The organism is Thiorhodococcus drewsii AZ1 (genome assembly GCF_000224065.1).
Lineage (GTDB): Bacteria > Pseudomonadota > Gammaproteobacteria > Chromatiales > Chromatiaceae > Imhoffiella > Imhoffiella drewsii.
Map to the genome: position 1 here is coordinate 98,864 of NZ_AFWT01000012.1, position 12,205 is coordinate 111,068.

The 12,205-nt window shown below is 59.5% G+C and carries 13 protein-coding genes and 2 tRNA genes; 4 read left to right on the forward strand and 11 right to left on the reverse strand.

Annotation, left to right across the window (positions count from 1 at the left end; all coding sequences use genetic code 11):
- Positions 1-23 precede the first annotated feature (23 nt).
- The 6 genes from THIDRDRAFT_RS10125 to dsrA all read right to left on the reverse strand — a co-directional run bounded on the left by THIDRDRAFT_RS10125 (position 24) and on the right by dsrA (position 4,004).
- Positions 24-362 (reverse strand): TusE/DsrC/DsvC family sulfur relay protein, encoded by a 339-nt coding sequence (locus THIDRDRAFT_RS10125; protein WP_007040745.1) that lies wholly within the window; start codon positions 360-362, stop codon positions 24-26.
- 30 nt (positions 363-392) lie between these two features.
- Positions 393-701 carry a sulfurtransferase complex subunit TusB gene (gene tusB, locus THIDRDRAFT_RS10130; protein ID WP_007040746.1) on the reverse strand — a complete coding sequence of 103 codons (309 nt, stop codon included), beginning with the start codon at positions 699-701 and terminating at the stop codon, positions 393-395.
- A 28-nt stretch (positions 702-729) separates the two neighbouring features.
- Positions 730-1,140: a sulfurtransferase complex subunit TusC gene (gene tusC, locus THIDRDRAFT_RS10135; protein ID WP_007040747.1), complete on the reverse strand. Its 411-nt coding sequence runs from the start codon at positions 1,138-1,140 to the stop codon at positions 730-732.
- Positions 1,141-1,150: 10 nt separating this feature from the next.
- Entirely contained in the window at positions 1,151-1,543 is a 393-nt protein-coding gene (gene tusD / locus THIDRDRAFT_RS10140) for a sulfurtransferase complex subunit TusD (RefSeq protein ID WP_007040748.1), read from the reverse strand.
- A gap of 48 nt (positions 1,544-1,591) precedes the next feature.
- Positions 1,592-2,662 carry a dissimilatory-type sulfite reductase subunit beta gene (gene dsrB / locus THIDRDRAFT_RS10145; protein WP_007040749.1) on the reverse strand — a complete coding sequence of 357 codons (1,071 nt, stop codon included), beginning with the start codon at positions 2,660-2,662 and terminating at the stop codon, positions 1,592-1,594.
- A gap of 88 nt (positions 2,663-2,750) precedes the next feature.
- On the reverse strand, positions 2,751-4,004 hold the full coding sequence (gene dsrA / locus THIDRDRAFT_RS10150; protein WP_007040750.1) for a dissimilatory-type sulfite reductase subunit alpha: 1,254 nt from the start codon (positions 4,002-4,004) through the stop codon (positions 2,751-2,753).
- A 797-nt stretch (positions 4,005-4,801) separates the two neighbouring features.
- Here dsrA and THIDRDRAFT_RS10155 point away from each other — a divergent pair.
- The 4 genes from THIDRDRAFT_RS10155 to THIDRDRAFT_RS10170 all read left to right on the forward strand — a co-directional run bounded on the left by THIDRDRAFT_RS10155 (position 4,802) and on the right by THIDRDRAFT_RS10170 (position 6,954).
- The gene (locus THIDRDRAFT_RS10155; protein WP_007040751.1) at positions 4,802-4,993 is read left to right on the forward strand and encodes a hypothetical protein; all 192 of its coding nucleotides are present in this window, start codon (positions 4,802-4,804) and stop codon (positions 4,991-4,993) included.
- Between the two features lie 23 nt (positions 4,994-5,016).
- Positions 5,017-5,739: a hypothetical protein gene (locus THIDRDRAFT_RS10160; RefSeq protein ID WP_007040752.1), complete on the forward strand. Its 723-nt coding sequence runs from the start codon at positions 5,017-5,019 to the stop codon at positions 5,737-5,739.
- 28 nt (positions 5,740-5,767) lie between these two features.
- Entirely contained in the window at positions 5,768-6,466 is a 699-nt protein-coding gene (gene cas6 / locus THIDRDRAFT_RS10165) for a type I-MYXAN CRISPR-associated protein Cas6/Cmx6 (RefSeq protein ID WP_007040753.1), read from the forward strand.
- A 149-nt stretch (positions 6,467-6,615) separates the two neighbouring features.
- On the forward strand, positions 6,616-6,954 hold the full coding sequence (locus THIDRDRAFT_RS10170; protein WP_007040754.1) for a TusE/DsrC/DsvC family sulfur relay protein: 339 nt from the start codon (positions 6,616-6,618) through the stop codon (positions 6,952-6,954).
- A 45-nt stretch (positions 6,955-6,999) separates the two neighbouring features.
- On the opposite strand, the gene THIDRDRAFT_RS10175 is transcribed toward THIDRDRAFT_RS10170, so the two are convergent.
- The 5 genes from THIDRDRAFT_RS10175 to uvrC all read right to left on the reverse strand — a co-directional run bounded on the left by THIDRDRAFT_RS10175 (position 7,000) and on the right by uvrC (position 11,696).
- Positions 7,000-8,781 (reverse strand): SufS family cysteine desulfurase, encoded by a 1,782-nt coding sequence (locus tag THIDRDRAFT_RS10175; RefSeq protein ID WP_007040755.1) that lies wholly within the window; start codon positions 8,779-8,781, stop codon positions 7,000-7,002.
- Positions 8,782-9,012: 231 nt separating this feature from the next.
- A tRNA-Gly gene (locus THIDRDRAFT_RS10180) sits at positions 9,013-9,088 on the reverse strand.
- Between the two features lie 58 nt (positions 9,089-9,146).
- A tRNA-Gly gene (locus THIDRDRAFT_RS10185) sits at positions 9,147-9,222 on the reverse strand.
- Positions 9,223-9,266: 44 nt separating this feature from the next.
- On the reverse strand, positions 9,267-9,854 hold the full coding sequence (pgsA, locus tag THIDRDRAFT_RS10190; protein ID WP_007040756.1) for a CDP-diacylglycerol--glycerol-3-phosphate 3-phosphatidyltransferase: 588 nt from the start codon (positions 9,852-9,854) through the stop codon (positions 9,267-9,269).
- A 3-nt stretch (positions 9,855-9,857) separates the two neighbouring features.
- Positions 9,858-11,696, reverse strand: a complete 1,839-nt coding sequence (uvrC, locus tag THIDRDRAFT_RS10195; RefSeq protein ID WP_007040757.1) for an excinuclease ABC subunit UvrC — start codon at positions 11,694-11,696, stop codon at positions 9,858-9,860.
- Positions 11,697-12,205 lie beyond the last annotated feature (509 nt).

The window sequence follows — 12,205 nt, forward strand, 5'->3', positions numbered from 1 at the left end:
GGATTCGCCGGAGGATCGGCTACTTAGACGCAGCCAGTCGGCTTGGGAAGGCCGGCGAATCGGCAGGCCTGCTTAGCCGGACCGTAGGGGAAGAGGCTGTACAGATACTTGCTGTTGCCCTTCTCCTTGCCGAGCTTCTTGCCGACGGCCTTGGTCAGGACGCGCACGGCCGGAGCGATCTGGTATTCCTCGTAGTATTCACGGAGGAAGTTGATGATGTCCCAGTGCTCGGGGGTCAGCTCCAGGTTGTCCTGCTTGGACATAACGGTGGCGACTTCAGGGACCCAGTCGTTGAGGTCGGCAAGATAGCCTTCTTCATCAACGGCTAACTGCTTACCTTCGACGTCGATCGTGTCTGCCATATCGATGCTCCTAATCGGTGCGATAAAAAATTACAACCAGGCCTGGACCTTGTCGTGCTCCGCGGCGAGATCCACGAAGCCCGCGTAGTCTACGACGCTGATCCCTTCGATCACGCGCTCTTCGGAAAATCCCCGCGCCTTGAGGTCGGGGCCGAGCACGTAGATCCTGAGTTTGCCGAGTGCGTCCGCGATATCGGATTGGACGTTCGTCCCCGCTAGCGCAGCATAGATGCCATCCTCGAACAGCAGGACAGCCGCATCATCGGTGGCAAACTTCAGGCAGGATTCTAGCGAATTCCGTTCGAACGGTGATTTATTAACGGTGTGCAGGATACTCATTCGGATCACTCCCCGAAGACTGAAGACCTTAGAAGCTGAAGACCACGTCTGAATCGTTCATCAGCTCGCTGACGCGCTCCGAATCCACGACCTCGACGATATTGTCGATCTCTTCCTCGGTCTCGAAATCCTCGAAGGCGATCTCGACCAGATCATCCTGGGTCAGACCGCGGGCCTCCAGCGAGGCGCGATCGACGAAGATGCGCTTGACCTCGTAGTCGCCCAGGGTGCGAAAGGTCGGGGAGAAGTTTTTCATCCCGATGCCCTTGGGATCCTGTCCCTTGGTCAGCTGATAGACACCGTCGTCCATAAACATGACACAGACGTCCTGATCGAAGGCCGCGCCGATGAGCACCACTTCCAACGCCTCCCAGGCGTAGATGGTGCCGTACGGAGCCTTACGATTCAGATACATGAATTTCTTAACGATTTCAGACATGGCAGCTCCCTCAATCGCCGAAGACGACGAGACGGTCCGACTGGATCGCCGCCTCGACCAGCTGCCCGAGTCCCGAGATGCGGAACTTGGGATGGATGTTGGTGGCATCCTTACCGTTGCGGGTGGCCTCGCCCTCGTCGACGATGCCGCGCCGCTGGGCCGCAGCCACGCAGACGACCATATCGAGGTTATGCTGTTCGGCCAGCTCCGCCCAGCGATTGACGATATGACGGTCGTCCTGAGGCGGAGTGGTCAGACGCGTCGAATTGTTGACGCCGTCGTGATAGAAGAAGACACGGAAGATCTCGTGCCCCTTCTCCAGCGCGGCCTTGGCAAACTGATAGGCCGAGTCCGATGCCTGGTGCTGGTAAGGTCCCTCATTGATCTGAAGTGCGAACTTCATGTCGACCTCGAATAGGTGTGGTGATTCAACCTGTCCCCAAGCCGCTGCTCAGAAGCGGATGTAGGACGAGCTATTGAAGCTCGCGCGCGCGCCGCGCCAGGTGTCGATGTGGTATTTGGTGAACGGCAACTCGACCTCTTCGAAGAAGCGCGGCCAGCCGATGCGCTCGATCCACTCATTGATGCGCTCCCAGTCCTTCGCGCCTTCCTTATAGGCCTTGAGGATACGCTTGACGATCGCGGTCGCCTCCGGCCAGCGCGGGGGATTGTTGGGGATGCCCGCCGCGACCAGCTTCTGGAAGGTCGGCTTGCCGCGTGCGTTGGAGTGGTTGCCGCCGACCCAGATCGCCAGCTTGGAGTGTTCGGCGTCGTTGATCTGCATGGGCGGACAGGGTGGGAAGCAGGCACCGCAGCAGATGCACTTGCGCTCGTCGACTTCCAGCGACGGCTTGCCGTTGACCATGGCCGGACGGATGGCGGCCACGGGGCAGCGTGCGACGACCGAGGGACGCTCGCAGACGTTGGCGACCAGATCGTGGTTGATCTTGGGTGGTTTGGTGTGCTGGATGTTGATGGCAATATCGCCCTGCCCGCCGCAGTTGATCTGGCAGCAGGAGGTGGTGATATGCACCCGGTTGGGCATATTGGTGTTGCGGAACTCGTCGATGAGTTCGTCCATCATCGACTTCACGACGCCCGAGGCATCGGTGCCCGGAATGTCGCAGTGCAGCCAGCCCTGGGTGTGCGAGATCATCGCCACCGAGTTCTGAGTACCGCCAACGACGAATCCAGCCTCTTCCAGCGCATCGATCAGCGGCTGAACCTTGGACTCCTCGCTCACCATGTACTCAATGTTGGAGCGCAAGGTGAAGTGGACATAACCGTCGGCGAACTGATCGCCGATATCGCACAGCTTGCGCAGCGAGAAGACATCCAGGATGCGCTGAGTGCCGGCCTTGACGGTCCAGATCTGATCGCCGCTGTAGGCGACGTGCAGCAGCACGCCCGGGCGCGGATGGTCGTGATACTTCCACTGACCGAAGTTCTTACGCATCACCGGATGCATGTACTGCCAGGGATCCGGGCAGCCCGACTCGATTGGCTCGCGCATTTCCGCCATTGCCTAATCCTCCGAATTATTCGTTTCGAACGGCTCGGTTCGAATGGTTCAGTTCAGGTAATGAGAATGATGGTCGGTCGGGCGCGGCTCAGTTACCGCCCTCGGCTTGTCGCGCGAACCATTCCTCGGCGGCCTCGTCCCAGCCATCCATACGGACATAGGAACTCTGGCGCGGGTGGCTCAGCATGTTGGGGTCCGGCTCGATACCGATACCCTCAAGGAAGTTGGCCAATCCGATACGCTCGATCATCTCGCCGCAGCGCTCGTGCTCCAGACCGTTCTCGGCCCAGAAATCGATGATCGTTTCGGCCATCTCGACCATGGACTCGTAGTCTTCCTCGGTCTCGAGCTTCTTAAAGGGGACCACGACAGTGCCCATGAGGTCGCCGATCTTGAGTGTGCGCTTACCGCCAATGAGGATGGTAACGCCCTTGTCGTCGCCGGGATGCAACGCCTTGGGCATGACATTCAGACAGTGCATACATCGCACGCAGTCGCGGTTGTTGACCTCAAGGGTATCGTCGTCGTTGAGCGACAGCGCCTTGGTCGGACAGCGCGTGATGACGTTGTCGATGTAGTACTGGCGCCCCTTATCGGCGACGTAATTCTTGACCTCGGCCTGATCGACCTTCATGTCATCGCGCCAGGTGCCCAGGACGGCGAAGTCGGAGCGCTCGATCGCGTTCTGACAGTCGTTCGGGCAGCCCGAGACCTTGAATTTGAACTTGTAGGGCAACGCGGGGCGATGTACATCGTCGACGAAGTTATTGACCAGCATCCGGTGAGCCTTCAGCTCGTTGGTGCAGGACATCTCGCAACGTGCCGATCCCACGCAAGACATGGCGGTGCGCACACAGGGGCCGGCGCCGCCCAAATCCCAGCCGTATTCGTTGACCTCATCGAAGAAGTGCTGGGTATTCTGGGTATTGGTACCGATGAACATGATGTTCCCGGTCTGACCGTGGAAGGTAATCAGACCGGAGCCGTACTTTTCCCAGCTGTCGGCCAGCTGGCGCAGCATCGCGGTGGTGTAGTGATTGCCCGCTGGCGGCTGAACGCGCAACGTATGGAATTCCTTGGATTTCGGGAAAACCTTACCGACCTCCGAAAAGCGAGGAATGATGCCGCCACCGTAGCCGAAGACGGAAACCGTACCGCCTTTCCAATAACCCTTGCGGGTCTCATAGGAGTGCTCGAGCTGACCCAAAAGGTCGTTGGTCATCTCGTTAATGCGCGCATCCGGATGCTGATCGCGCAGCCGTTTGATACCGGAGATGAAGCTCGGCCAGGGGCCGGTCTCGAGCTGGTCGAGCATCGGAGTCGTGTGCTTATCGATAGCCATTGAGCGGTCTCTCCTATCAATTAACCAGGAAAGCGAGTGGAAGGCGCGCATGCTCGCTCATGCCACGGCGGTCGAGCCGGGCAATCGATGGATGCGCACGTCACGTCTGGATTGGAGGTAGTGGTACCGACCCTATGTGTCGCGTCGTCTCCGCCTGTACCGGCAACCCCATCGGCAGTTGTTAATTTACCGATTAAAACACCATCTTGACCATTCCACGGTTGGGGGGGCCGTCCACCTTCCGGCTATCCCTTTCGGGATATGCCTTTTTTGTGTTCGCTCGACCGGCAGCCAGCGGACAACGCGTCGAGAATCTCCAGATCGCATTGAAACACGCACACAAACCGCCACGCTCGCGAAACTTTCTGACCGGGATGCTACAAGCCGCCGACAAATAAGTCAATTTCTTATAATATTATCATATTCTGATTCTTGCTATGTTTAGATAGCACGCCCTGGTTCGGCCGAACGCGGCCTGAACCAGAGCGTGCTCCGTTGTTTTCGACCGAACCTGTCAGCACATTGATTCCCGAACGCAATGCGCACAAGCCTGACCGGCAAACACAGTCCCGGCTTACCGAGCGAATGCGATGAGAATGGCATAACGAGGACAGCACCTTATTGAGGAGCCTCATCGCGATAGTGCATCATCGCGGCTTGATCCTCGTCATCGAAACGGTTTTTTGCGTGACGCCAGTGCGCCGATCGATCGAAACCGACGTAGGCTGACCGGATCGTAAAATGAGAATGCGCCCCATTTAATGGGACAACGACCGACGGGGCTAGAGGGAAAAACCATGCTCAAACTCAGCGACATTCTGGTCGCCAATCAAGATATCGAATCCTTCGACCAGCTCCTTCCATTGATTCAAGACGTGGCCCGCTCCGGCGAGCGGTTCTTTCGAATGGATGTGAAGCCCCCATATCCAGACACACCGGACAATTGGGAAGACCGCCTCGAAGCGGCCTTCAGCGGGCTTTTGCGATAACACACGGCTGCGGTCACAATCCTATGAAGCAATTCGATTTTCTCGCCCACAGCCTTCCAGATACAGCGGCCGACTCCGTCATGGACTTCAAGGGCGAGGCGGCTGCACTGGAGTCTCACCTGCAGATTCTGCTCGACCACATGCGAGACCTGGAACGCTGCGGATGCTCGCCGCATCGCCTGGCGGATCTGCGCCTACAGATCGCACGCACACTGGTCGAGCTCGAGCGCGGAGAGGAGGCATGGCCGATCGGGCGTGCCGCCTTCGACTACTTCATCGAATCCGATCAGTTCGAGATGGCGGCGGACGCCTGCGACGTGCTCTTTAACGCCAATCGACCCGAATCCATCTGCGCGCTCGGCCAGGGCATCTGGATTGCGGTGACCTGCCCCATCGACCCAGAACTCACCATCGAGCTTCTCAGTCATGTGATCGACGAAACACCCGACGATGCGGATGGAGCCGCCGTGGCCGCCGCGACGGCGCTCTTCTTGTCGGACGTGCGCGCGCACGGGCGTCAGCGCGAAGACCTCATGTTCTTCACCACACAACTGCTCGGCACGGTCGCGCGACGCCATAGCGGCATCGACTCGCCCGAGCAGCTCGATCTTTGGATGGACCGCCTGGAGCTCAAGGAACCAGAAAAATTCCTGGTTCGGCTGCGCAACGTCGTCGACGTACTCGCCCAAGACGATTGGTGGTTTGACCGCGACGCATTGCAAGCACGCCTGCCGTTCAACCAGTAGAGCCCCGCAACGGAGCGCACGACGGAACATGTTCTGGAACGAAGATGAAAGCCCCGAACAGGACTCCACGACGGACGACGCCCTGGACATCCTGTTTTCGATCGACTGCAGATCCATCCCTGTCGATCACGCCTATCTGCTCGAACAGGCCGTGCGCGGCCTCGTACCCTGGATCGCCGAGGAGCCCGGAATGGCGATCCACAGCATCCATGTCGCCGGCTCGCAAAACGGCTGGGAACGCCCCGAACACGGACGCGACGCATTGCTCATGCTCTCGCGCCGCACCAAACTGACGATCCGCGCCCCCGGCCACCGCGCCCAGGATCTGATAGAGCAACTTCAGGGAGCGCAAACGAATCTGGCAGGACACCCGCTCAAGATCGAGCGCGGAAAAATCAAACCACTGAGTCGCGAAACCACACTGTTCTCGCGTCACGTCACCTTCAGCGACGACTCCGCCACCCCCATTGATGAAGAGACGTTTCTGGAAATGGCCGCCCGCGAACTGGAGCGGATCGACATCCATATCCGAAAGGCGCTGTGCGGAAAAACCCTCAGCCTTGCCACCGAGCACGGCGCCATCCACACCCGCAGCCTCATGCTCGCCGGACTGACCCGCGAGGAATCGCTTCGGCTTCAGGCGCGGGGATTGGGGAAACATCCCTTGATGGGATGCGGAATCTTCATCCCTCACAAGGGAATCGACCCGGTCAAGAAGACGCACTGAGCCCTGCAGCGCCGTTCTGAGCGAGCAGTCGCATCAGGGATGATGACGTTTCCATCATAAAACCATAAGATTCACGTCTTCTGATACACCAATAAGGCGCCCAGCCCTGCACGGCCGCGCCATAGCGATGAAGACATGAGGAGCGAACGATGGCGATCGAGGTAAATGGCAAAACCATCCCGACCACCGAAAACGGCTACCTGGAAAACCACATGGATTGGGACGAAGACGTCGCCCGCAAGTTGGCGGAGATCGAGGGCATCGAACTGACCGACAAGCACTGGGACCTGATCAACTATCTGCGCGACCAGTACCTGAACAACAGCCAAAACCAGCCGATGGAGCGTGCCGTCCTCAAGGACATGGCCAAAATCTGGGGCAGCAAGCCAACCAGCAAGGACCTCTACCAGCTCTTCCCGCTCGCGCCCACCAAGCAGGGCACGAAGGTCGCTGGACTACCCGCCGTCATGCGCAAGGGCGGTTACTGAGAACCTCGCGAAAAGGCCGGCATCTCGCCGGCCTTTTTCGATACGTCAGTCCGCGTATCGCCGCGCGATCTGACGCAAACGCTGCACCATGGCGGCGAGACCATTGCGCCGCGACATACTCAGATGCTGATCGAGCCCCACGCTGGCGAAGAACGCCTCCGCATCGAAGTCGAGCAGGTCCCGCGCGCGTTGCCCCGAATAGATCTGCTGTAGCAAGGCAATCAGACCACGCACGATATTGGCGTCGCTGTCCGCCAGGAACTCGATGACATCCTCGCTGCCCGGCTTGAGACGCGCAGCGATATGCACCGTGCTCTGACAGCCATGAACCGTGTTTTCTGCGGTTTTAAGCGATCCGGGCATCGCCGGCAATTGATCGCCGAGATCGATGATGTGCTGATGACGCATCGGCCAGTCCGGCAGAAAGGCGAAGACCTCGGCGATTTCCTCCGCCGCAGCCCGTGGCGACTCGGCCGCTGCCTGCGGGTAGACGAGATCGGCTGACTCCAACGACTCGGCAGCCGTCGTCGAATCCGAGCCACCCTGCACCGATCGGGCCGCCTTGACGCGCTCCTCCTCGACCATTTCGATCAAGGCATCCGCCAGACGATCCACATCCTCCAGGCTGTTGTAGACGCCCACGGAGGCGCGCGCGGTCGAGGAAACGCTCAGCCGATCCATCAAGGGCTGACAACAATGGTGTCCGGTCCGAATGCAGATTCCGCGCAGATCCAAACCCGCACCGACATCGAGCGTCGCAATTGGGGGGTCGACCATCACCCAGGACAGAACACCGCTCTTACGACGCGCCGTTCCCTTGATCTCCAGCCCTGGAATGGCCTGCAAGCGCTCGGTCGCGTGGCGCAGCAACCTCTGCTCGTGCGCGCCGATGCGGTCGAGACCGATCGAACGAACCCACCCGATCGCGGCCGCCAAGCCCACGGCGCCCGAGATGTGCGGCGTCCCCGCCTCGAATTTGTTCGGCAGTGGCGCATAGGTCGTCTCGGCGAAGGTGACCCGTTCGATCATATCTCCGCCTCCCTGATAGGGCGGCATGGCATCCAGCAGGGCACGCTTTCCGTAAAGCACCCCGATCCCGGTCGGCGCATAGATTTTGTGACCGGAAAAGACGTAGAAATCGGCATCCAGCGCCTGAACGTCGGTCGCTCCATGCGCGACCCATTGAGCGCCATCGACCAGCACCAGAGCACCGACCGCATGCGCCTCACGAATCATTTCCTCGACCGGATTGATCGTTCCCAAGGCGTTGGAGACCTGATTGACCGCCACCATCCGCGTCCGAGGCGACAAGAGACGCCGATAGGCATCGAGATCGATATCCCCGGCATCGTCGATCGGAATCACCTTGATGACCGCGCCGCGCGACTGGGCAACCATCTGCCAGGGAACAATGTTGGAATGATGCTCCAGGTTCGAGATCAGAATCTCATCCCCGGGGCGCAGAAAGCTCCCACCCCAACTGGATGCGACCAGATTGATCGACTCGGTCGCCCCTCGCGTGAAGAGACACTCGGCGGGCTCGGCCGCATTCAGGAAGTCCGCCACCACCACCCTCGCCTCCTCGTACATCCGGGTAGCGGTCTGCGAGAGCTGATAGACACCGCGATGGATGTTGGCGTGATGCAGCCGATGATAATCACCGACCGCCGCAATCACCGACTCAGGCTGCTGCGTACTCGCGGCGCTATCAAGATACGTCAGCGGCTGGCCGTTGACCGACGTCCCGAGAATCGAAAACTGAGCACGAATCGCGGCCACATCGAGCGGAGCCAAGGGGGTCGGGGCGACGGAGAGAGAGGAAGTCATAACCAATCTGGATCTACTGAAATGCTGAGTGAGTCAAAAGCCCTCGTTAAGAACCCAGTATGACAGTTGGTTAAGCCCAACGAAAGCGCACCTTGGCAGACATCGATCTGTTCAACACAGCATGACAGAGGGCGTCGGGACATCGCGCAACCAGATCAAACTGGAGGAACCGACAGGGGCATGAATCACAGACACAAAAAAGGCGGCCTAGAGGCCGCCTTTTTTAGGATTTGGAGCGGGAAACGAGACTCGAACTCGCGACCCCAACCTTGGCAAGGTTGTGCTCTACCAACTGAGCTATTCCCGCAGGGACTTAACTTACTACTATAGCCAGAAGGCCAGCCAGACCGGCATTCCAACGAAATTGGAGCGGGAAACGAGACTCGAACTCGCGACCCCAACCTTGGCAAGGTTGTGCTCTACCAACTGAGCTATTCCCGCTTGAGAGCTGCGCATTTTATAGGATTCTCGACGTCCGTCAAGCCTCACGCAGATTTTTTTTCGCCCCCCTTTACCGGCACCTTGCCGGACAGGCTGGGCCAAGCCGCCATGAGATAGAGCACCATCGACCAGAGCGTCAAAATCGCCGCGATATAGACGAGCAGGATACCGAGGTCATAGACCCAGGGGCCGAAGATCGAATCTCGCAGGATCAACAGCACGATCGAGACCATCTGGGCCGTCGTCTTCACCTTACCCAGGTTCGAGACAGCCACCGCCGCGCGGGCGCCGATCTCGGCCATCCACTCGCGCAAGGCCGAGACCGTAATCTCGCGGCCGATGATGACGATCACGGGCAAGGCGAGCAGGATTCGCGGATCGGCCTGCAAGACCACCACCAGAGACACGGCGACCATCAGCTTGTCCGCAACCGGATCGAGGAAGGCGCCCAGCGGAGAGGTCTGCTCCCAGAGCCGAGCCAGATAGCCGTCGAGCCAGTCCGTGAAGGCCGCCGCCCCAAACAGCGCCGCCGCCGCATAGGGAGCCCAGGGCTCATCAATATAAAAAACGGCCACGAAGATCGGAATCAGAACGATCCGGAGCATCGTCAGAATATTCGGAAGATTCCACATTGCTCAGGACCCTGCTGAATCATGGTGAAAGGCATCGTAGATCTGTTGGGCCAGCTGTCGGCTGATCCCGTCAACACCGGCGATCTCCTCGACACCCGCCCGAACCAGGCCACGCAGACCACCGAAATGTTTCAGCAGCAGCTGACGGCGCTTGGGGCCGACACCAGAAATCTCTTCCAAAACTGAGGTCTTCCGGGCTTGAGCGCGACGCTGGCGATGGCCAGTAATCGCGAAACGATGGGCTTCGTCGCGGATCTGCTCGATCAAATGCATGGCCGGCGAATCGCTTGGCAGTATAACGGGCAAGTCCTGCCCCAACAACCAAAGCTGCTCGGTCCCCGGACGCCTGTCAGGCCCCTTGGAAACGCCAACGAGCCGCACATTCGAGACGCCCACCTCGGCGATCGCAGCCTCTGCGGCATGAAGCTGACCACGCCCACCGTCGATAAAGACGACGTCCGGCAGCGGATACTCACCCTGCCTGACACGTGTGTATCGGCGCGTCAGCGCCTGATGCATCGCCGCGTAATCGTCTCCCGGTATGATGCCCTCGATATTGAACCGACGGTAATCGGATTTGCGCGGTCCCTCTCCATCGAAGATCACGCAGGAGGCAACCGTTCGCTCGCCCTGAGTGTGACTGATATCGAAGCACTCCATGCGTCCGGGCAGCTCGTCCAGATCGAGCGCATCCATCAACGCCTCCAGACGCCGTGCGTAGCCCGCCTGACTGCCCAGGCGCGATTTGAGCGCGATCTGGGCATTACCAAGGGCCATTTCGAGCCAGCGCGCCCGCTCGCCACGCACATTGGTACGAAAATGCACCCGTCGCCCGGCGCGCTCCGAAAAGGCATCTTCCAGTAGCCCGGCATCCTCCGGCTCGACACTCAGAATGAGCTCCGAGGGGATCGCCTTCTCGGCATAGAACTGGGCGAGGAAACCCGCGAGAAGGCCTGCGGCCTCGGTGCCCTGCGGAGCCTGAGGAAAAAATGCCTTGTTGCCCAGATTGCGCCCGCCGCGAATGAAGAAGACCTGAACGCAGTTCAGCCCCGCCTCCTGGGCACACGCCACGATATCCAGATCGCCGCCCTCCCCGTTCACGTACTGACGCTCGCGAATCCGATTCAGGGTCACGATCTGGTCACGCAGTACCGCCGCACGCTCGAACTCCAAGCGCTCGGCCGCCGAATCCATCGCACCGGCCAACTCATCCAGCACCTCACTGGTCCGCCCATCCAAAAACTTGATGGTGCGCTCTACGTCCTGCGCATACTCCTCGGGCGCGATCAGACCGACACAGGGACCGCTGCAGCGCTTGATCTGATACTGCAGACAGGGACGCGAGCGATTGCGGAAGAATCCATCCTCGCATTGACGAACCGGAAACAGCTTCTGCATCAAGTGCAGCGTCTCGCGCACCGCCCAAGAACTCGGATAGGGACCGAAGAAGCGCCCAGCACCCTTGCGTGGCCCACGGTAGAAGGTCAGACGCGGAAAGTCGTCCTGCACCGTCAAGAGGATGTAGGGATAGCTCTTGTCGTCACGCAGCAGAACATTGAAACGCGGCAGCAGCGACTTGATGAGATTGCTTTCGAGCAGCAGCGCCTCACCCTCGGTGCGCGTCACCGTCACCTCGATATCGGCGATCTGGCTCACCATCAACTGGATACGCGTGCTCAGCGAACGCCCAAAATAGCTGCTGACGCGCCGTTTCAGGTTCTTCGCCTTACCGACATAGAGCACCGTTCCGCCCGCGTCGATCATCCGATAGACGCCTGGAGCGGTCGGCAATCGCTTGAGAAATGCCTTAGGGTCGGAGTCCGCCAGCCGTTCGATGCTCATGCGGTGCAATCGAGCCGCACCCACGACAGCGCTTCGACTGGCAGGCAGGCGAACGACACAAACAGGGCGGGAGTGAATAAAGGAAAAGGCATGGACCGAGAAGGAGAAGAAGCCCCAGCATGGAAACGAAACGGACCCGGAACCGAGCGCGCCATCTCAGCCTCGGGCCAAGCGTGCAGCGAGCACTCTGGGGGAAAGACTTGCACGACGCCGATATGCTTGGCGGGCCGAGAACGACGAAACGGAGAACGACGTCTACGCCATAGCCCTCCACAACGCTCCTAAGTAAACGCGCGTTGTCGCTCGTTGGCAGTTAATCATGCCCCAACCTCATAAAAATTGCTCTCTGTGGGGGCGATTTTCACGAAGAAGGTAAGCGCATCGCTTCAGCGAAGGCTCACCGGTCCCGAAGCTTTCTTCGGAATGACCGCAACGTTCGCAGGTGACGTCTACCCCCTGAATCGTACCATAATCCCCATCAAGGTCCCCATCGATGGATATAATCACAC